Origin of the sequence: Agromyces sp. Marseille-Q5079 (genome assembly GCF_051016555.1) — a bacterium.
In the GTDB taxonomy this organism is placed as follows: Bacteria; Actinomycetota; Actinomycetes; order Actinomycetales; family Microbacteriaceae; genus Agromyces.
Genome location: NZ_JBPEJF010000002.1, coordinates 233,514 through 253,002, shown reverse-complemented (window position 1 = coordinate 253,002; position 19,489 = coordinate 233,514). Strand labels below are relative to the sequence as shown.

Here is a 19,489-nt window from a genome sequence, read left to right as displayed (position 1 = left end):
CCGATGACGACGGAGACACCGCGACGGCGGCTCATCGAGCCGGACACGGGCAAGCGCGCCTGGGTCGACTTCGCCAAGGGTGCCGCGATCGTGATGGTGGTCTACTACCACACGGCGCTCTACCTCCAGGCGGCCGGCATCGCCGGAACCCCGTGGCTGGTGAAGGCCCCGCTCGAACTGTTCCCGATGCCCGCGTTCTTCCTGATCGCCGGATTGTTCGGCAACAGGATCGGCACCTGGGGATTCGCGGACCTCTGGCGGCGGCGACTGCTTCCGCTGCTGTACCTCTACGTCCTGTGGTCCGTCATCCGCTTCGTGTTCTACCTGGTGGTGCCGGGCGTGAACGGCGAGCTCGGCGAGTTCCCGGCCACGAACCCCATCGGACTCCTGCTCATCGCGGTCTGGCCGAGCAGCAGCTACTGGTTCATCTACGCGCTGTTCCTCTTCACGCTCGGCGTCTGGCTGCTCCGCCGGGTTCCCGCGGGGGTGCAGGTCGCAGCGGCCGCCGTGCTGTCGGCCCTCGTCACGTCGGGGATCCTCGATGCGAACAACGTCGGCTGGAATCGCGTCGGCGGACTCTTCGTGTTCTTCCTGGTCGGGGCGCTCTACTCGAAGCGGCTCTTCGAGCTCGCCACCCGGGTCCGGCCGTGGATGCTGCTGACGGCGTTCGCCGTCTTCACCGCCGTGGTCGTCGCCCTCATCCTCTTCGGGCTGCGTCCCGTGCCGGGCGGCGTGCTGCTGGGCCAGGTCTCGGCGGTGGTCTTCGGCATCATGCTCTCGACCTACCTCGTGCGGCTGCGGCCGCTTCGGTTCGTGTCCACGCTCGGAGCCACCAGCCTGCAGATCTACCTCTTCCACCTCTACGTGATCGTCGTGATCGCCGCCATCATCGCGGCGGTCGGCATCGAGGTGCCGAGATGGGTCGGCATCCTCGTCCAGCTCGCCGTCATGACGATCGCGATCATCGCCTCGGTGCTCCTCACGCGCCTCACCTCGCGCGCACGCTGGCTGTACGTGCCGCCGTCCTGGATGACGAAGCGACGCGGCTCGCGCATCGCCGGAGCGGCGCGCTACCCCGCCGCGGCTGCCGTGGTGCACCCGGCCCCGGCCCAGCCGACGGGGGAGACCCCGTGACGGCCGTCGGGACCACCACCGTCCGGCGCACCGCCCGACGCCGCGATCTCTCCATCGAGTCGCTCCGCGGCCTGGCGATCGTCCTCATGGTCGCCGGTCACGTGATCGGCGGCGACGCGACGCGCGGAATGACGGTGGCCGACGACTCCGCCTGGCGACTCTCCTACGTCTTCCTCGAGGACATCCGGATGCCGCTCTTCGCGGCGCTCTCCGGATTCGTGTACGCGTTCCGCCCCGTCTCGACGCGCACGGGGTACGGCCGCATGGTCACCGGCAAGGTGCGACGACTGCTCGTGCCGCTCGTCACGGTCGGGACGGCCTTCTTCATCCTGCAGTCGTTCGTGCCGGGCACGAACGTCGCGGGGTCGCCGAGCGAGATCTGGCGGGTGTACGTCTACGGCACCGGGCACTTCTGGTTCCTGCAGGCCATCTTCCTCATCTTCCTCGCGGTCGGCCTGCTGGACCTCTGGGGGCTGCTGCGCACTCGCAGGGCCTGGCTGATCGCCGTCGCGGCGACCGCCCTGCTCTACGTGGCCGTGCTGCTGCCCGAGGCGTGGGACGTCTTCAGCGTGAACGGCGCCATCCGCCTCCTGCCGTTCTTCCTCCTCGGCTACGGCGTGCACCGGTACGTCGCCAACCCCGCGCCCGTCGGCCTCATCGCGTCGATCGCCGTCGCGTTCGTCGTCGTGTACGCGCTCCGGGTGTTCGACATCGTCGACGTGCTCGCCATCACCGGCGCAGGGGAGCGGGCGTCCAGGATCGCCGTCGGCCTCGCCGCGACGCTCCTGCTGCTCCTCGTGCGCGACTGGATCCGCGTGGGCGCCCTGGCCTGGCTCGGGCAGTTCGCGTTCGCGATCTACCTGCTGCACGTGTTCGGTTCCGCCGCCGCCCGGCTCGCACTCGGCCGCATCGGCGTCGACGGCGAGCTCGCGGTGTTCGTGGTCTGCATGATCGCCGCGCTCGGGCTGCCCGTGCTGTTCGAGGTCACCCTGGGCCGCATCGGCTGGGTGAGCTGGGCCTTCCTCGGCCAGAAGCCGTGGAAGCCGCGCGTGCAGACGCGCGGGGGCGCCGAGGGCCGAACGCAGGAGCGTGTGTGAGGGCGCTCGCCGACGCCGCGCCCGCAACCCGCGTGAGCGTGCGGTCACGGTCGAGCGCGGTGTTCAGGCGCCGCCTGCTGGTCTCGCTCGGCGCCCTGCTCGGCGTCGTGCTGCTCGTCGCAGGCCTCGGCGCTCCGCTCTACGTCTTCCCGCCTGTCGCGGCCGTGCCCGAGCGGGCCGACGCCGTCTTCATCCTCGGACCGGCGCGTGGCGAGCGCTTCGAGCTCGCCCGCCAGCTCATCGACGACGGCGTGACGGACCGGATGGTCGTCTCGGTGCCGACCGACGTGCTCGAGTCGCCCCGCGAGACGGGGCGGTACCGCAACTGCAACCTCCCCGGCGGTGACGTCACCTGCGTGGACGCCGAACCGTCGACGACCCGCGGCGAGGCGCAACTGCTCGCGGCACTCGCGAGCGAGCAGGGCTGGGACAGCGTGATCGTCATCACCCGGACACCGCACATCGCCCGCACCAGGGTGCTGTTCGACCGGTGCTTCGACGGCGCGATCGCGGTGATCGATTCGAAGGAGCCGATCACGCTCGCCGGATGGGCGCGGGAGTACGCCTACCAGTCGGCGGCGTTCGCCAAGGTGCTGATCACGACGGACTGCTGACGGCTCGACCCGCGATCACGAGATCGACGGGATCCCCGACGTCTGCCATGCGTAGCCGCTGATCCGGGATCCGGTGTCGAGCAGGGCGATCTCGGGTCGCCCGCACGGCACGCTCACGAAGGCCTGCGGCGTCGTCGCGGTCGTCGTCGCGAACCGCCAGACGAGCAGCTCGCACGGCGCCGCGTCGGCCGAGACGCTCAACCGCACCGAGCCCCTGGACGACACCGTGGCGCTGGCGCGGGCCGACGCCGTGCCGCGGTCGCCGGCGGCGTTGCGCGCGGCGACGCGGTACGACGGCCGCGTACCGTAGCCGAGCGCGGCGCCGGTGACCTCCGTGCTGCCGCTGACCGCACTGATCGTCGGCACGGGGGCCGAGGCGTCGGCGTGTCCAGCGTCGCCGTCGAGGCCGATGACCCGCCACGCGCCCCCACGACGTTCGATCGAGAACGATCCGCTCGCGAGCGACGCGTTCGAAGCCGCGAGTGCGGTGCCCAGGTCGCCGTCGGCGGTGATGCGCGGGCCGGCGGTCGCGGTCCAGACGCCGGCGGTGCCGGCGGTCACGTGCTGGGTCGAGAGGTCGTGGGCGGTCACCCGCGTGTTCGGCATGGCGCCCGTGATGCCGATGAACGACCCGAAGGTCTGGTCGCCCGAGTTCGGGTAGCGCATCTCCATGCAGTGCTCGAGCGTCAACTCCGAGTGCGAGCCGCCCGCGGTGTCGTCGATCGAGATCGACGGATGGATCGCGGCATCCGTCGTTCGCGGGGTGTAGAACACGGACGTGTCGATGTGCACGTGCGAGTTGCGGATCACGAGCATCGGGCCCTTGGCGTTCTGGCCCTCCTCGTGCACGGCCCTGAGGTGGATGCCGGAGCAGTTGTCGAGCTCGATGCGCCCGGAGACGATCGCCGTGAACTCCGCGCCCCTGCAGAACTTCAGCCGCGCGAGCCCCACCGGGGAATCCGCCTTGCAGCCGAGCATGAGCAGCCCGTCGCCGTTCGAGATCTGCTCGACGAGCACCGAGCCTTCGGGGCCGCCCGACCGGTTGTAGCACCCGATGAGGATGTTCCCGTCGCAGTAGTCGGTCCATGACAGCATGGCTCGAACGCCGTACTGCACGAGGTTCTCGAGCCGCACCGCGGTGCGGTTGGAGAAGATCACGCCGACGTTCGCACCCGCTCCCGAGATGGCGCCGTCGCGCAGCACGAGGCTCACGATCGCACCCACGGATGTCCCGGTGGCCCGGTTCGCCTGTGTGGCGTCGACCGTGCCCGCCGTGCGGTTCCAACCGACGCGCTTCGTGTTCGCGAAGAACGCCCACTTCGTGGCCTTGTCGCGCCAGAACGCGTCGGTTCGGGGAAGGGCGGGCCCGAGGGCGAACGACGCGCCGTTCATCTGGATCGTGAAGAGGGCGTACGGGTCCGTGCGGTCGAGGAAGATCGGCGTGTTGAGCAGGTAGGTGCGCCCCGCCTCGAGGGCGAGGCCGGTGCCGCCGGCGTCGTACGCGGCCTGGATGGCGGGCGCGTCGTCGGTCGTGCCGTTGCCGACCAGGCCCGCCTCGGCGGCGGACACCAGCGGCACGATCCCGGCGGTGCCGGCGCCCGACGCGAAGGCCGAGGCGCCCAGCGCCGTGGCGGTCAGGAAGGCGCGGCGCGTGGAGCTCATGATGCGGCGACCTCCTCGCGCAGCCCGACCGGCTGCTGCGGTACCTCCTCCGTCTGGTCGATGTTCCTCGCGCGATCGCGGAACGACGCGATCACCCCGGCCGCCGCGAAGGCGAACGGGAACGCCGGCGCCGAGACGAAGACCGGCGCGCCGACCGACTCGATGATGATCAGGATGAGCCACGCGATTCCGGCGACCCGGAGCCAGCGCACCAGGACGTGCTCGTCGGCGGACGTGCGCCGTGCGAGCGAGACGAAGACGGTCACGATGCCGGCCGCGAAGCACGCCGCGCCGAACCATCCGGTCTCACCGAGGATCGCCGGCCATTGCGTGTCGTTCAGGAACATCCCGTCCTCGCCCCGTCCGAGTCCGTACACGTCCTCGAATCCGAGGTTCACGTACTCGGGACTGTAGTACAGCGAGGCGTAGAAGCTCGCGTATCGTCCGAACCCGGCTCCCCACGGGAAGTGGTCGGCGGCGACCTGCAGCGAGCCGGTGGTCAGGAGCGAACGCGCGGACTCCTGCACGATGTAGATCTCGACGTCGCCGCCCACGAGTTCGATCAGCGGCGGCAGGACGAGCATGGCGAGCAGCGGTCCGAACGCGAGGATCGCGATGTAGCGGATCGGTCCGCCGTATCGGAGCAGGAGCAGGCCCATGGTGCTCAGCAGGCTCACGATCGACTTCACCTGGAAGGTCAGCAGCGCCATCGCGCTGGAGAACACGAGCAGCACGGCGCTCGGCCACGATCGGCGTACCAGCAGGCGGTAGCTCAGCACCCCGACTGCGAGGATCGAGCTCAGCCGGCCGAACGCCGCCGGATGCTGGAACGGGCCCTGCAGGGCCGGGATGCCGTTCACGATGGCGAACGGCGGGCGGTTCGCCACGAGCTGGCTCCACGGGCCGGGCGCGATGAGGTTGGCGACGGCGGTGAGCACGAGCACGCCGCCGGCGATGGCCCCGAGGCGCACGAGCACCTTCAGGTCCTCGACGTTCCATCGCAGCTGCGCGAGTGCGAAGGCGAACACGAGGCCCTTCACCGCGAGGAACATCGCCTGCACGCTGATCGAGAGCGAGACGGCGCCCACGAGCGAGCTCAACAGGCCCACCGCGACGAACGCGAGGAACCACCACATGCCGGGGAGCGCGATCAGCCGGCGCTCCGTGACCAGCCGGCGCGTGCTGAACGCGACGAGGGCGAGCACGATGACCGCCTCGTCGGCGATGCTCCCGGCGCTCCCGAGGAAGGTCTGCGCCAGCGTCGAGAGGATGATCGTGCACAGCGCCGCGAACGCGAACGCCTTCGGCAGGAACGCCGCGAGCACGACGAGCACGAAGCCGCCCGCGACGACCGCGATCAGCGGCGGTGCGACGAGCATGAGCGGGGTCGCGGCCAACGCCACCAGCACCCCGACGCCGGCCCAGATCGCGGTCGTGGCGCCGGGGCCGAGCGTGCGTCGGCGCAGGTACGTCATCGCCATGCCCCCGTGCCGATCACTCGATCGCATCCGCACCGCGACTCGGCGCGGCATCCAGCACGATGCCGGCGATGGGCGCCCCGAGGCTCTTCAGCGCCTCGAGCGACTGCCGCAGGTCGGCGATCTTCGAGTGCCCGGCGCGGACCACGACGAGGTAGGCGTCCGCGTGCGCGGCGAGGGCCGCACCGTCGGCGACGGGCAGCAGCGGCCCGGCATCCACGACGACCGCGTCCGACGTGCGCCGGACCCGGTCGAGCACCTCGGCGAGTTCCGTGGACTCCAGGTGCTCGCTGAAGTCGCCTTCGAGCTGCGCGGTCGGGATCAGCGTCAGGTTCGCCGAGACCGTGGTGCCCACTGCGGCACCGACGTCGCCGCTGAGTCGATCGGAGAGACCTCCCGCGGCGTCGACGCCGAAGACGCGGGCCAGTGCGGGCGTCCTCAGGTTGGCGTCGATGAGGGTGACCCTGCGGCCGGCCTCCGCCAGCGAGAGCGCGAGGTTCGCCGCGACCGTCGACTTGCCGTCGCCGTACTCGGGCGAGGAGACCACGATGACCGGGGCGAGCCCGGCGGATGCCGCGGGGATGCGCTGCCGGAGCAGGCGGAACGATTCGGAGAAGGCCGTGAGCGGCTTCGCCGTGAACAGCAGCGGCCGCGTGCGCACGGCCCGGTCGCGCGGAACGGCGGCGAGGAGCGCGACATCCGTCGCCTTGTGCAGGTCGCGGGCGCCCCGGATCCGGTTGTTCAGGCTCTCGCGGAGCACGACGACGATGAACGCGATCGCGAGGCCCGCGGCGAACGCGATCAGGATGTTCACGATCGGAGCGCCGGTGACCGGGAGGTCGACGAGGGGCGGCTCCTGCAGCACGGTGGGCTTCAGGGGGACGGCGCTCTGCAGGCCGTTCTCCGGGTCGTCGATGGTCGCGAGCAGGCTGTCCATCACGGCGTTGACGAGTTCGACCGCCTCCTGCGCCGAATCGGCGGTTCCGGAGACGAACATCACCGGGGACTCCTCCGTGATGCCGGCCGCGACACGCTCGGCGAGGTCGGACGGCGTCTCGTCGAGCGCGAGGTCGTCGATCGCCGGCTGGAGCACCAGCGGCGTGACCGCGACCTGCGAGTACAGCGCGGTCATCTGGATGGCCACCGCGTTCGCCTGCACCACCTCCTGCGTGCTCGTCGCCTCGGCCGTCGGCGTGAAGAGGAGCTGACCGGCGGTCTGGTACTGCGGCTTCACCGACGCCGAATACACGACTCCCGCAGCGATCGCGGCGAGCAGGATGGCGACGATGACGATCCAGTTCCGTCTGATCGTCCGCATGCTGTCATGGAGTTCCACTCGGTCCCCTTTGTGTTGTCGGTCGGCAAGGTGTCGTCGATCGGGATGGTTCGGTCACGCGGTTCCACGGTTCGATGGCGGATGCCGGCAGCGTCGGGGGCCGCCTCGATCGAGCGCGGTCATCGGAGGGCCTCGTCGAAGAACGCGAGGACCTCGTCGCTGACGTCAGGTGAGAGCAGGGCGACGCCGTGGGCGCCCGTGCGACCGATGATCACGTCGGACTCCACCCCCGCGGACTCGAGCGCCGCCTGCATGGCCTGCGCCTGTTCGGCCGGCACGAGCTCGTCGCGGCCGTTCACGAGGAGCATTGGCGGGTCGGTCGGGTCGACGTGCAGTGCGGCCGACGCCTCCGCCGACTGCGGGCACACGTCGACCGCGGGGCTCTCGCAGTCGAGGTAGGCGAGGATCATGTCGATCGCGTCCTCGGACGGGGTGCCGAGGGTGAGCGCCTCCTCGGTCATGAGCGAGACTCCCGAGAGCGACGCCACCGCGGCGACCCGGGTGCCGTCGTCGAGCGGTCCGTCGCCGGACGTGCCGACCTCCTGCGCCAGGATCGCGCCGGCCGAACTGCCGAGCACGCCGATGCGGTCGGCATCGATGCTGAAGCGCTCGACCTGCTCGGGTTGTCTGAGCCACGTGATCGCGGATCGGACGTCGTCGACCTGACCCGGGAACACGGTCTCGGGCACGAGCCGGTAGTCGATGGAGAAGGCGGCGAACCCCGCGGAGGCGAAGCGGACGCAGAGCTCGCGCATGCCGCCGCCGACCCGGTTGCCCTCGGTGAAGCCGCCGCCGTGCAGCAGCACCACCGCGGGGACCGCCACTTCGGAGTCGGGAAGGCAGGCGTCCAGCAGGAGTTGCTCATCGCCGACGGTGGCGAACGGGACCTTCTCGATCACCGAGGAGTCCGAGCCCGCGTCGGCGCCGGCCGTGCCGGCCGCGCATCCGGTGAGCAGCAGGAGCGCGAGCATCGGAGCCGCGGCATGACGAGCACCGATGCCACTGGCTGATCGCATGTGTCCCATCGGCGTCGCCCCCTCGGTCGTCTCGCTCGCCGAGGATCGCTCGCGAGCAGTTCCTGCTCCGCGGCATCGCGTCCGTCGCAACCCATTCCATCGTCGTGATCGTGCCGGTCGGTGACGGGCCCGTGTCGAACGTGTTAACTCTGGAACTCATCCCGCCGGCGCCGGTCGGAGGCCCATTCCGAGCCGAACGTGACGGGTGTGTTAACTCTGCGTGAGATGCGTGACCCGCGGCGGGACTTCCTCATAGATTGAGGCCCAATCGAGGGAGACGCTCTTGACCCAAGCCATTTCAACGCAGATGGCGAGGAGTTCGAGGGGGACGCGGCATCTGACTTGGGCGCAACGCTACGGTCGCATGCTGGTCTCCACCGATCTGCTCGTCGTGACCGTGACCGTGTTCGCAGCGCAGTACTTCGGGGGAGTGCGAGCGCCGGAGCGGGATGCATCCCCGTTCGAGCTCGCCGCCTACATCCCTCCATCGTTCGCCGGCGTGCTCACCTTCGGCACGATCGCCGTGTGGATGCTGGCGCTCAGCGTCTCGGGGAGCCGTTCTCCGCGCGTGGTGGGAACGGGCGCCGCCGAGTACCGGCGTGTGCTCCACGTGACCTTCGTGGTGTTCGGCACCGCCGGGCTCCTCTCGTACCTGCTGTCGATCCCCGGCCTCGAGTGGTTCTTCGCGATCGCGCTCGTCGTCGGCGTCGCCGCGCTCGTGGCCAACCGCTGGATCTGGCGCACCTGGCTCGCACGTCGCCGACGCGATGGTCAGCTCTCGAGCCGTGTGCTGCTCGTCGGATCCGAGGCGTCGATCGCCACGATCGCTCGCGACCTCGGCAAGAACCCCGAGGCCGGCTTCAAGGTCGTGGGCGCGTGCACGCCGAGCGGCATCGTCAGCGGAACGATCCCGGGCACCGACATCCCGATGTCCGGCTCCATGAACAACCTCATCGAGGCGCTCGATGCCGTAGAGGCCGACACCGTCGTGATCACGAGCTCGAACGAACTCGCGGCCGACAAGGTGCGCGAGCTCAGCTGGAAGCTAGAGCCCGGACGCCACCACCTGGTCGTGGCACCGAGCCTGACCGACATCGGCGGACCGCGCCTGCACACCCGACCCGTGGCCGGACTCCCGCTGATCCACGTGGAGACCCCCCGCTACGACGGCGGCAAGCTCTACGCGAAGCGGCTGTTCGACATCGTCGTCTCGGGTGCGCTGATCCTGTTCCTCTCGCCGGTGCTCCTCGGCATCGCGCTGTTCGTCAGGCTGAGCACGCCGGGCTCGGTGATCTTCCGGCAGGACCGCATCGGTCGCCGCGGCGAGCACTTCCAGATGCTGAAGTTCCGGAGCATGTACGAGGACGCCGAGGACCGCCTGGCGGACCTCGCCGCGCTCGACCGGGACGAGGGCAACTCGATCATGTTCAAGATGAAGGACGACCCGCGGGTCACGCCGATCGGCAGGATCCTGCGCCGGTACAGCCTCGATGAGCTCCCGCAGCTGTTCAACGTCTTCCTCGGGTCCATGTCGATCGTGGGACCGCGGCCGCCCCTCGAGCGCGAGGTGGAGCAGTACGCGCGTCACGTGCACCGCAGGTTCCTCGTCAAGCCGGGCATCACCGGCCTGTGGCAGGTGAGCGGGCGATCCAACCTCGACTGGGACGAGACCGTACGGCTGGATCTCTTCTACGTCGAGAACTGGACCATGACGGGCGACCTCCTGATCCTCTGGAAGACCTTCCGGGCCGTGGTCGGCAGCGACGGCGCGTACTGAACCGGCGGAATCCACCGCGCAGGAACCACCGCCGAGCCCGCATGCGGGCGTAGACTCTCCTCACCGTGGCCCCCCTTCGGGTGACGGCACCGGACTCGAGGAGGAGTCGATGATGGAAGGCCTGCTGCCCTTCGTGCTCGTGGCAGCCGCGTGGATCGCCGGCGCCTGCGTCGTCGCGGTGCTCATCGGTCGCGTCATCCGTCGTTCGCGGCGAGACGAGCGCCCGTTCGTCGAACCGCTCATGAACGCCCGTGTCGGCGAGGACCACCGAACCGACCGCTGAACCGCCTACGGCGTCGACGGGGGCTCTGCTGCGCGGAGCCGCCGTGGTTCGTGGCGCCGGGGCGCCGGCTGCGGGCGGAGGACCGGGTGCCGCGGACTCGGGCGACTGGCCCCGGAGACGACGAAACCCCCTCCCGAAGGAGGGGGTTTCATCTGTGTGTCGGGGTGACAGGATTTGAACCTGCGACCTCGTCGTCCCGAACGACGCGCGCTACCAAGCTGCGCCACACCCCGGTGCCCTCACGGGCCTCAACAAGAATAGCCGATAATCCGGACGGCGCTGACCACGCGTCGATCACGGCCTCGAGTGAGGCCATCCGCCGTCGTTTGGGTGGACCCGGAGCAGGTCAGCTCGCGGCGACCAGGGTGATCAGCGTGGCCTCGGGCGGGCACGCGAACCGCACGGGCGCGTAGATCGAGGTGCCGAGCCCGGCCGACACGTTGAGGTACGCCGAGCGGAGGCCGTGACGCCAGACGCTCAGGCCCTTGACCTTCTCGCGCGGGATGTCGCAGTTCGTGACGAGCGCCCCGAAGCCGGGCACGCAGACCTGGCCGCCGTGCGTGTGCCCGGCGAGCATCAGCTGCGCGCCGTGGTTCACGAACGAGTTCAGCACGCGCTGGTACGGCGCGTGCGCCACCCCGACCGTGACCGTGGGGCGCGGCTGCGAAGCGGATGCCGCGTCGGGCCACGACTCGTCGCCGAGCGGGTCGTCGGCGCGCAGGTCGTCGATGGCGCTCGCGATGAGGTCGAGCCGGTCGAAGCCCTTGTGCGGGTCGTCGACGCCGAAGAACTCGAAGTGCGTGCCGCGGAGGTCGAGGCTCGTGGCCGTGTTGTCGAGATCGGTCCACCCGAGCTCGGCGAAGTACGCGTGCAGCGCGGCGATGTCGAGTCGCGAGCTGCGGGGCACGTGCCCCGAGGGGCCCGAGAAGTAGAGGAACGGATTCTTCAGCACCGGTCCGAAGTAGTCGTTCGAGCCGTTGACGAAGACGCCCGGGATGCCGCGGAACGGCTCGAATGCCGCCCGGATTCCCTCGAGGCCGCGCTCGTGGCCGAGGTTGTCGCCGGTGTCGACGACGAGGTCGGGCTCGAGCTCGGCGAGGCTGCGGACCCAGGCCTGCTTCTCACGCTGCCAGGGCGCCATGTGGAGGTCGGACAGGTGCAGCACCTTGATGGGCTGCGAGCCGCTCGGCAGCACCGGGACCTCGACGCGGCGGAGGGTCCAGCGCTTGCGTTCGACGAGCGAACCCCAGGCGAACGCGGCAGCGCCGGCCGCGCCGATCGCGAGTGCGATCTGCGCGGCCGGCGCCAGACGTGCGCGGGTCAACCGCCGCCGCCGGGAAGCTCGGCGTCGGTGTCGGTGCCGCTGTCGTCATTACCGCCACCGCCGGACTTCTTGCCGACGCTGATGGTGATGGTGTCACCGGGCTTCGCCGTTCCGTCGGCGCCCGGGTTCTGCGAGATCACGATGCCGACCTTGCTGTCGTCGGTCGTGTCCTCGCTCGCGCGCTTCACCCGGTAGCCGGCCTGCTTCAGCGCGGCCTCGGCTTGGTCGGCCTGCTGGCCGACGACGTTCGGCACCGCGGTCAGGTTTCCGCGGCTGACCTTCAGCATGATCTGCGAGCCGCGAGGCGCCGTGCCCGATGCACTCTGCTCGCCGATGGTGCCCTTCGGCTGGGCCGAGTCGACCTCGCCGTCGAGGGCGACGCCGAAGCCGGCGTCGGTGATGGCCTTCTGCGCGGCGTCGGGCGCGAGCCCGATCACGCTCGGCACGTTGGCCTGCGGTGCGGTGAGGTACTCGCTGTTCGGCTCGGGGAACGCGTCGCCGCCGTACTTCATGTTCGCGAAGTCCATGACCCGCGGCCAGACGTTGTGGCGGAGCACGGCCGCCTGCTCGCCGTTGATGTACGTGTTGCGGAGGTTCACATGGCCCGTGGCGTTGTAGACGCCGACCACCGTCGCGACCTTCGACGAGGCGCCGCTCATCCACGTGGCCTCGTTGTTGTCGGTCGTGCCGGTCTTGCCGATCATCGGGGTGCCGGAGGTGTCCATCTTGTACAGCGAGGACGTACCGGTTCCCTGGGTCATGACCTTGTTGAGGGCGTAGTCCATGCCGGCCGCGACCTCGGGCGTGATCGCCTGGGTGCAGGTCGACTTGGGCGCCTCGATCGGGTTGCCTTCGGCGTCCTCGATCTTGTCGATCGCGATCGGCGTGCAGGAGACGCCGCCACCGGCGTACGCGGCGAACGCGGTCGCCATCGAGAGCGGGGCGACCTCTTCGGTGCCGAGCACGGCGGAGGGCTGGAACGTCCAGTCGGTGCCCGCGGGCGTTCCGAGTTCGCCGCCGTCGGCGCGGCCGGCGCTCATGAGTGCGGTCGCGGTGTTCTTGATGCCGCAGAGGTCGAGCTGCTTCGCCATCGCGATGAAGCCCGTGTTCTCGGAGTTGATGGTGTTGAACAGCGCGGTCCAGTAGCCGCCGTTGCCGCCCTCGTCGTTGCCGGGATCCCAGCCGTCGACGTTCACGGGTCCGTTGCAGCTGTCGTTGAACGTGCCCCAGTTGTTGCGCTTCGTCGCGTTCATGCTCTCGTTGAGCGAGTGTCCCTCGATGAGCCACTCGGCCAGCGTGAACGTCTTGAACGTCGAGCCGGGCTGGAAGCCGCTCGATCCGCCGTAGTCGATGCCCGAGTTGTAGTTGACGGCGGAGTAATTGTCGCCCGTCACCTCGGGGTCGACGTTGTAGTCGGTGTTCTGCACCATCGCGAGGATTCGCCCGGTGCCCACCTCGACCGAGACGACCGAGCCGCCGAGATCCATCTCGGGGATCGACGAGGGGACGTTGTCCCTCAGCGCCTGGGTCGCGACATCCTGCATCTGCATGTCGATGGTGGTGTAGATGTTCAGGCCACCGCGCGAGAGCATCTCGGCGCCCTCGTTGACGTCGGGAGTGTCGGCCTTGTCGAGCTTGTCCTTGATCTCCCACGTGACGTAGTCGCAGAAGTAGGCGTAGTAGGGCGAGGCCTGGCATCCGCTGGTCGGCTCGTGGATGTCGGGCTGCACGGGAGTCGCGACGGCGGCGTCGTAGTCCTCCTGCGTGATCTTCTTCTCGGAGAGCATCTCCTTGAGGATGTAGTCGCGTCGGGACTTGTTGTCGGCGTACGGCACGTTCTCGCCGTCGACGACCGTGTTCGCGCCGTTCGTCTCGCTGTCGGGGTAGTCGAGGCGGAACTTCTCGGGCCAGTTGACGATGGCGATGAGGCTCGCCGCCTGCGGCAGCGTGAGGTCCTTCGCATTGGTGCCGAAGTAGTACTCCGCGGCCGACTGCACGCCGTACACCTGCCCGCCGAACGCGGCGATGTTCAGGTAGCCCTTGAGGATGTCGTCCTTCGAGTACTTCTTGTCGATGGAGATCGCGTAGCGCATCTCCTTGAGCTTGCGCTCGGGAGTCGTCGCGGTCGCCTCTTCGTAGGCGGCCTCCTTCTCCTCTTCGGTGGTCGCCTCGTTCATGCCGTTGTTGATGAGCACGTTCTTGACGTACTGCTGCGTGATCGAGGACCCGCCTCGCGTCGAGCCACCCGGGATGAACTCGTTCGCGACGGCGCTCAGCGTGCCCTTGATGTCGATGCCGCCGTGCTCGTAGTACCGGGGGTCCTCACCGGCGACCGCGGCGTCCTTCAGGTACTGCGAGATGTAGTCGAACTCGACCTCTTCGCGGTTGTCGTCGTAGAAGGACGTGACGGCGGCAGGGCTGCCGTCGGGCTGGATGGCGTAGATGGTCGACTTCTGCGCGAGGTCGTCGATCTCGAGGAAGCCGGGCAGGTTCTCGAACATCGTGATGCTGTTGTTGGCGGCCAGTCCGGTGACGGCGAGCGCGGGGGTCACCGCGGCGGTCACGAGCACGCCGGCGAGAGCGCTCATCCCGACGAATCCGAGGATTCCGGAGCCGAGGTCGCTCATCGAACGTTTTTGGGCAGACATATAGTGGAGCGTAACGGAGAAGGCTGACAAACCTCGGCACGGACGCTGGGTGTACCCGAAGTGTCCGCGGACGAGCGCGCCATGGCACCAGCATCCCCGGAAATTCCGCACCCCTGCCGACGTCAGAGACGAGGATCCCATGGTCACCTGGGAGTACATCACCACCCCGCTGCTCATCCACAACACGGCGGCCATCCTGAACAACTGGGGCTCCGAGGGCTGGGAACTCGTCCAGATCGTCCAGGGTCCCGAGGGCGGGCTCGTCGCCTACCTGAAGCGTCCGTCGGGCGACCAGGCGTCGGCCGCGGCATCCGCCGGCGCCGCCGCCGCAGCCCAGGCCGCGAAGGCCTTCGAGGGCGAGGGTCGCGCCTGATGGCCGGCTTCGAGGCCCGACTGGCCGAGCTCGGCATCGAGCTGCCGGATGTCGCGCCGCCCGTCGCCGCGTACATCCCCGCCGTGGCCACCGGCTCTTACGTCTACACCTCCGGCCAGCTGCCGTTCACGGCGGGCGCACTGCCCGCGACCGGCAAGGTCGGCGACGGGCACGGCCTCGTGCCCGCCGACGACGCCAAGGCGTACGCCCGCACGAGCATCCTGAACGCCCTCGCCGCCGTGCGCGCCGAGATCGGGTCGCTCGACCGCATCACGCGCATCGTCAAGGTCGTCGGGTTCGTCGCATCCGACCCGTCGTTCACCGGCCAGCCCGGCGTGATCAACGGTGCCTCCGAGCTCCTCGGCGAGGTCTTCGGCGAGACCGGCCGCCACGCCCGCTCGGCCGTCGGCGTCGCCGTGCTCCCGCTCGACTCGCCCGTCGAGGTGGAGCTCGTCGTCGAGTTCGCCTGAGCGCGCGACCGCGACCTCGCGCCGCTCGGGCGCGAGGTCGCGGTGTCGGATGCCGCGCCTAGACTTGTCGTGACATGACGCTGATCCTCGACCCCGACGACCCGGCCGGCTGGCGCGAGGCGCCCGCTGCATCCGTGGCATCCGGCGCGCCCGCTGCATCCGGCAATCGCTTCACCGAAGGCCTCAATCCCGAGCAGCGCGAGGCGGTCGAGTACCGCGGCCAGGCGCTCCTGATCGTCGCGGGCGCGGGCTCCGGCAAGACGCGCGTGCTCACGCACCGCATCGCGGGGCTCATCGACAGCCGCGAGGCGTGGCCGAGCCAGATCCTCGCGATCACGTTCACGAACAAGGCCGCCGCCGAGATGCGCGAGCGTGTCGAGAGCCTGCTCGGCGAGGGCGCGTCCGGCATGTGGATCTCGACGTTCCACTCCGCCTGCGTGCGCATCCTGCGTCGCGAGGCCGAGGCCATCGGGCTGTCGTCGACGTTCACCATCTACGACTCCGCCGACACCCGCACGGTCCTGAAGCGCATCATCAAGGAACTCGACGCCGACACCATGGGCTTCACGCCCGCGAGCGCGCAGTCGAAGATCTCGAAGCTGAAGAACGAGCTCTCCGACGTCGAGTCCTACGCGCGCAACGCGAACATGAACGACCCCCAAGAGGTCATGTTCCTCGAGATCTTCCGGCAGTACACGCGGCGACTGCGCGCCGCGAGCGCGCTCGACTTCGACGACCTCATCGCCGAGACCGTCTACCTCTTCCGGGCGTTCCCGAACGTCGCATCCCTCTACCAGCGACGGTTCCGCCACATCCTGGTCGACGAGTACCAGGACACGAACCACGCGCAGTACTCGCTCATCCGCGAGTTCACGCAGCCGGTGTCGCCCGAGCGCGTCGCCGAGATGGGCGAGCACGGCTTCAACATCAGGGGCGTGGTCGACTCCACCGGCGGCATCCCCGGTGCGAGCCTGACCGTCGTCGGCGACTCCGACCAGTCGATCTACGCGTTCCGCGGGGCCGACATCCGCAACATCTCGGAGTTCGAACGCGACTTCCCCGGTGCGAAGGTGGTGCTGCTCGAGCAGAACTACCGGTCGACGCAGAACATCCTCTCCGCGGCGAACGCCGTCATCTCCAACAACTTCGACCGAAAAGACAAGAAGCTCTGGACCGCGGTCGGCGACGGCGAGAAGATCACGGGCTACACCGGATACACCGCGCACGACGAGGCGCAGTTCGTCGCCGACGAGATCGAGGCGCTGCACCGCGCGGGCGTGGCCTATCGCGACATGGCCGTGTTCTACCGCACCAACGCGCAGACGCGTGCGCTCGAAGAGATCTTCGTGCGCTCGGCGCTGCCGTACCGGGTGGTCGGCGGCACGAAGTTCTACGAGCGCGCCGAGATCAAGGACGCCATGGCGTACCTCATCTCGGTGGCGAACCCCCTCGACGAGCTCGCGCTGCGCCGCATCCTGAACACGCCCAAGCGCGGCATCGGCCCGGCCACCGAGACGGCGCTCTCGGGCTTCGCCGAGGCCAACGGGCTCACGTTCCGCGAGGCCATGCGCTCGGCCGACGCGCTCGGGCTCGGGCCCAAGGTCACCGGGGCGATCATGACCCTCGCCACCGTGCTCGACGAGGCCGCGGCCATGCTCGTGCCGTCTTCGGCCGGCGTCGCGGCGGGCACCAACGAGGGCGCCTCGAAGGTCTCCGACGTGCTCGTGTTCCTGCTCGAGCGCTCGGGCCTCATCGACGCGCTGCGCAACAGCCGCGACCCGCAAGACGAGACGCGCGCCGAGAACGTCGACGAGCTCGTCGCCCAGACGCGCGACTTCGACCGCGACAACCCGCTGGCCACCCTCGTCGACTTCCTGACCCAGGTCTCGCTCGTGGCCGCGGCCGACGAGCTCGACGACGCATCCGGAACCGTGTCGCTGATGACCCTGCACACGGCCAAGGGACTCGAGTACCACGCCGTGTTCCTCACGGGTCTCGAGGAAGGGCTCCTCCCGCACCAGATGTCGGCCTCCGAGCCCGGCGGCCCCGCCGAGGAACGCCGCCTCTTCTACGTCGGCATCACCCGGGCGAGGCAGCGCCTCTTCATCTCGCTCGCGATGAGCCGCGCCCAGTTCGGCGAGGTGGCGGTCGCGATGCCGTCCCGCTACCTGCAGGAGATCCCCGAAGGACTCGTCGACTGGAAGCAGTCGCCCGGCATGGCCACCTCCCGCGGCGGCACGCGGCCCCGCGCGCTGAACGCCAGGCCCGGCCAGGGCGGTGCGTGGGGCACGCGCGATCGAGACCTCGAGCGCTTCAGCGTCACCGCCTCCGCGAAGCCCAAGGCCGAATGGGCCAACCGCGTCACGGGCACGGTTCGCGACAACGGCGACCTGACCCTCGAGGCGGGTGACCGCATCCGTCACGTCGACTTCGGCGAGGGCCGCGTCAACCAGGTCACCGGCGAGGGCACCAAGCGCATCGCGCACGTCAGCTTCGACACCGCCGGCCAGAAGAAGCTGCTCATCAAGATCGCGCCGATCGAGAAGCTGTGACCTGGCCGATCCGCGCCACGCGCACGGTCTACGAGAATCCGTGGATCCGCGTGGTCGAAGACGAGGTCGAGCGACCCGACGGCGAGACCGGCATCTACGGGGTCGTCGAGATGCGCCACGATGCGGTGTTCGTCGTGGCGATGACCGATGACGACGAGGTGCTGCTCGTCACGGTCGACCGGCACACGGTCGGCGCCTCCGTCGAGGTGCCCGCGGGCGGGTCCGACGGCGAGGACCCCCTGATCGCCGCGAAGCGCGAGCTCCTCGAGGAGACCGGGTACGAGGCTCTGCACTGGGCCCCCATCGGAGTCATGACCGCGCTCAACGGCATCGCCAGGGCGCCCGAGCACGTGTTCCTCGCCACCGGGCTCCGCCCCGCGGCATCCGCTGCGCACTCGCAGCACGAGGAGGGCATCAGCGATACGCGGGCCGTGCCCTGGCGAGAGGTCTGGCAGGCCGTGCGTTCGGGCGAGATCACCGACGGCGAGACCATCGCCGCGCTCGGGTTCGCGGCGGTGCATCTGGGCCGGGTGTCGTGAGCCCGGTGCGCGGGGTCGAGCACTGGTGGCGGGAGTTCCGCACGCTCGATGTCGAGGTCGCGTTCCGAGCCGCCGTGGCGGCGGTCGTCCCGCTCGCCATCCTCGTCGCGGTCGACCGTACCGAGTGGGCCGCGTACGCCGCCTTCGGTGCGATGACCGCGATCTTCGGGCGCAGCGAGCCGTACGCCACCCGGGTCCGCACCGTCACGACGGCCGCCGGTGTGCAGCTCACTGCCACCGGCCTCGGCATCCTCCTGGCCGCGACCGCCGCCCCCATCGGCGTCGAGGCGGTCGTGCTCGCGGGCCTGATCACGGCCGTGATCGTCGCCTTCAACCTGCTCGGCGTCACGCCGTCCGGGCCGCTGTTCGCGGTCTTCGGCCTGCTCGTGTGCGCCGCGCAGCCCATCGACGACGGCACGGGCTGGCAGCGGTGGGGTGTCGCGTGGGCGGCCGCCGCCTTCGCCTGGCTGCTCGCCATGTCGGGCTGGATGCTGCGACGGGTCGCGCCCGGGCGCTCGGGGGCCGTGTTCCGCGACCTGCCGAGGCGCACCCCGATGCGGTCGAGGGTCTGGTCCGACCCGCGGCTCTGGCTCAACGTCGTGCAGAACGTCGCGGCCGCACTCGTCGCCGGAGCGGTGGCCACGGCGCTCGGCGCGGGGCATCCGTACTGGGCCGTGGTGAGCGCCATCGCCGTGATCCCGCCCGCGAGAGCCGCGCACACGGCCCAGCGCGCCGTGCATCGCGTGGTCGGCACCCTGGTCGGCGTCGTCGTCACGGGCCTGGTGCTCTGGCCCGATCCGCCGCCGTGGGCGCTGATCGTCGTGATCGCCGTGTGCCAGTTCGGCGCTGAGATCCTGGTCGGCCGGCACTACGGCGCGGCCCTCGTCTTCATCACGACCCTCGCGCTCACGGTCGTGCACCTCGCATCCCCGGCGCCGGTCATCGGGCTGCTCGCCGACCGGGTGCTCGAGACGGTGCTCGGGGCCGCCGTCGGCCTGCTCGCGGTGCTCGCGGCCCGGCGCTTCGTCGAGGTGCGGCCGATGCCACCGCCCACGGGCACGATGCCGAGCGTCGAGCCGCCCGGCCCGACACGTCGCTGAACGGCTCGACGGAGCGTTCACCATCCGTACGACCGCACGATTCTGAGGCGTCCGACAAGCGGAGTAGCATGGACGACGGTCCCGTA

Annotated in this window: 16 protein-coding genes and 1 tRNA gene; 10 read left to right on the top strand and 7 right to left on the bottom strand. The window is 69.9% G+C overall.

Annotated features, from left to right (window positions below; all coding sequences use genetic code 11):
- Positions 1-3 precede the first annotated feature (3 nt).
- The 3 genes from ACR3IO_RS04925 to ACR3IO_RS04915 are packed head-to-tail and all read left to right on the top strand — an operon-like array spanning position 4 to position 2,845.
- Positions 4-1,134 (top strand): acyltransferase family protein, encoded by a 1,131-nt coding sequence (locus tag ACR3IO_RS04925; protein WP_434070059.1) that lies wholly within the window; start codon positions 4-6, stop codon positions 1,132-1,134.
- A complete protein-coding gene (locus tag ACR3IO_RS04920) occupies positions 1,131-2,231 on the top strand; it encodes an acyltransferase family protein (RefSeq protein ID WP_434070058.1) in 1,101 nt (366 codons plus the stop codon). Before ACR3IO_RS04925 ends, ACR3IO_RS04920 begins: the two co-directional genes overlap by 4 nt.
- Positions 2,228-2,845, top strand: a complete 618-nt coding sequence (locus ACR3IO_RS04915) for a YdcF family protein (protein WP_434070057.1) — start codon at positions 2,228-2,230, stop codon at positions 2,843-2,845. The genes ACR3IO_RS04920 and ACR3IO_RS04915 overlap by 4 nt, the downstream gene beginning before the upstream one ends.
- A 15-nt stretch (positions 2,846-2,860) precedes the next feature.
- Here ACR3IO_RS04915 and ACR3IO_RS04910 read toward each other — a convergent pair whose 3' ends face one another.
- The 4 genes from ACR3IO_RS04910 to ACR3IO_RS04895 form a co-directional block, all read right to left on the bottom strand.
- On the bottom strand, positions 2,861-4,507 hold the full coding sequence (locus tag ACR3IO_RS04910; RefSeq protein ID WP_434070056.1) for a hypothetical protein: 1,647 nt from the start codon (positions 4,505-4,507) through the stop codon (positions 2,861-2,863).
- A complete protein-coding gene (locus ACR3IO_RS04905; RefSeq protein WP_434070055.1) occupies positions 4,504-5,988 on the bottom strand; it encodes a hypothetical protein in 1,485 nt (494 codons plus the stop codon). The genes ACR3IO_RS04910 and ACR3IO_RS04905 overlap by 4 nt, the downstream gene beginning before the upstream one ends.
- A gap of 13 nt (positions 5,989-6,001) precedes the next feature.
- Positions 6,002-7,321: an AAA family ATPase gene (locus tag ACR3IO_RS04900; protein ID WP_434070054.1), complete on the bottom strand. Its 1,320-nt coding sequence runs from the start codon at positions 7,319-7,321 to the stop codon at positions 6,002-6,004.
- Positions 7,322-7,440: 119 nt separating this feature from the next.
- Positions 7,441-8,337, bottom strand: a complete 897-nt coding sequence (locus ACR3IO_RS04895) for an alpha/beta hydrolase fold domain-containing protein (protein WP_434070053.1) — start codon at positions 8,335-8,337, stop codon at positions 7,441-7,443.
- A 364-nt stretch (positions 8,338-8,701) separates the two neighbouring features.
- Here ACR3IO_RS04895 and ACR3IO_RS04890 point away from each other — a divergent pair, with 364 nt between their 5' ends.
- Both ACR3IO_RS04890 and ACR3IO_RS04885 read left to right on the top strand, forming a co-directional pair.
- Entirely contained in the window at positions 8,702-10,114 is a 1,413-nt protein-coding gene (locus ACR3IO_RS04890) for a sugar transferase (protein ID WP_434070052.1), read from the top strand.
- Positions 10,115-10,223: 109 nt separating this feature from the next.
- On the top strand, positions 10,224-10,397 hold the full coding sequence (locus ACR3IO_RS04885; protein WP_434070051.1) for a hypothetical protein: 174 nt from the start codon (positions 10,224-10,226) through the stop codon (positions 10,395-10,397).
- A gap of 159 nt (positions 10,398-10,556) precedes the next feature.
- On the opposite strand, the gene ACR3IO_RS04880 is transcribed toward ACR3IO_RS04885, so the two are convergent.
- The 3 genes from ACR3IO_RS04880 to ACR3IO_RS04870 all read right to left on the bottom strand — a co-directional run bounded on the left by ACR3IO_RS04880 (position 10,557) and on the right by ACR3IO_RS04870 (position 14,309).
- Positions 10,557-10,630, bottom strand: a tRNA-Pro gene (locus tag ACR3IO_RS04880).
- A 113-nt stretch (positions 10,631-10,743) separates the two neighbouring features.
- Positions 10,744-11,721 carry a metallophosphoesterase gene (locus ACR3IO_RS04875; protein ID WP_434070050.1) on the bottom strand — a complete coding sequence of 326 codons (978 nt, stop codon included), beginning with the start codon at positions 11,719-11,721 and terminating at the stop codon, positions 10,744-10,746.
- Positions 11,718-14,309, bottom strand: a complete 2,592-nt coding sequence (locus ACR3IO_RS04870) for a transglycosylase domain-containing protein (protein ID WP_434070049.1) — start codon at positions 14,307-14,309, stop codon at positions 11,718-11,720. Before ACR3IO_RS04870 ends, ACR3IO_RS04875 begins: the two co-directional genes overlap by 4 nt.
- A 199-nt stretch (positions 14,310-14,508) precedes the next feature.
- Here ACR3IO_RS04870 and ACR3IO_RS04865 point away from each other — a divergent pair, with 199 nt between their 5' ends.
- The 5 genes from ACR3IO_RS04865 (at position 14,509) to ACR3IO_RS04845 (ending at position 19,403) form a co-directional block, all read left to right on the top strand.
- On the top strand, positions 14,509-14,742 hold the full coding sequence (locus ACR3IO_RS04865) for a hypothetical protein (protein ID WP_434070048.1): 234 nt from the start codon (positions 14,509-14,511) through the stop codon (positions 14,740-14,742).
- A complete protein-coding gene (locus tag ACR3IO_RS04860) occupies positions 14,742-15,212 on the top strand; it encodes a RidA family protein (protein ID WP_434070047.1) in 471 nt (156 codons plus the stop codon). Before ACR3IO_RS04865 ends, ACR3IO_RS04860 begins: the two co-directional genes overlap by 1 nt.
- Positions 15,213-15,286: 74 nt before the next feature.
- Entirely contained in the window at positions 15,287-17,764 is a 2,478-nt protein-coding gene (locus ACR3IO_RS04855) for an ATP-dependent helicase (RefSeq protein ID WP_434070046.1), read from the top strand.
- A complete protein-coding gene (locus tag ACR3IO_RS04850; RefSeq protein WP_434070045.1) occupies positions 17,761-18,303 on the top strand; it encodes an NUDIX domain-containing protein in 543 nt (180 codons plus the stop codon). The genes ACR3IO_RS04855 and ACR3IO_RS04850 overlap by 4 nt, the downstream gene beginning before the upstream one ends.
- Positions 18,300-19,403: an FUSC family protein gene (locus ACR3IO_RS04845; protein ID WP_434070044.1), complete on the top strand. Its 1,104-nt coding sequence runs from the start codon at positions 18,300-18,302 to the stop codon at positions 19,401-19,403. The genes ACR3IO_RS04850 and ACR3IO_RS04845 overlap by 4 nt, the downstream gene beginning before the upstream one ends.
- The last annotated feature ends 86 nt before the right edge of the window (positions 19,404-19,489 follow it).

Excerpts from the sequence above, each read along its gene's own strand:
- ACR3IO_RS04885 (WP_434070051.1), top strand. The coding sequence starts at position 10,224 with ATGATGGAAGGCCTGCTGCCCTTCGTGCTCGTGGCAGCCGCGTGGATC.
- ACR3IO_RS04905 (WP_434070055.1), bottom strand. The coding sequence starts at position 5,988 with ATGGCGATGACGTACCTGCGCCGACGCACGCTCGGCCCCGGCGCCACG.
- ACR3IO_RS04855 (WP_434070046.1), top strand. The coding sequence starts at position 15,287 with ATGACGCTGATCCTCGACCCCGACGACCCGGCCGGCTGGCGCGAGGCG.
- ACR3IO_RS04870 (WP_434070049.1), bottom strand. The coding sequence starts at position 14,309 with ATGAGCGCTCTCGCCGGCGTGCTCGTGACCGCCGCGGTGACCCCCGCG.
- ACR3IO_RS04910 (WP_434070056.1), bottom strand. The coding sequence starts at position 4,507 with ATGAGCTCCACGCGCCGCGCCTTCCTGACCGCCACGGCGCTGGGCGCC.
- ACR3IO_RS04860 (WP_434070047.1), top strand. The coding sequence starts at position 14,742 with ATGGCCGGCTTCGAGGCCCGACTGGCCGAGCTCGGCATCGAGCTGCCG.
- ACR3IO_RS04895 (WP_434070053.1), bottom strand. The coding sequence starts at position 8,337 with ATGCGATCAGCCAGTGGCATCGGTGCTCGTCATGCCGCGGCTCCGATG.
- ACR3IO_RS04890 (WP_434070052.1), top strand. The coding sequence starts at position 8,702 with ATGCTGGTCTCCACCGATCTGCTCGTCGTGACCGTGACCGTGTTCGCA.
- ACR3IO_RS04925 (WP_434070059.1), top strand. The coding sequence starts at position 4 with ATGACGACGGAGACACCGCGACGGCGGCTCATCGAGCCGGACACGGGC.
- ACR3IO_RS04865 (WP_434070048.1), top strand. The coding sequence starts at position 14,509 with ATGGTCACCTGGGAGTACATCACCACCCCGCTGCTCATCCACAACACG.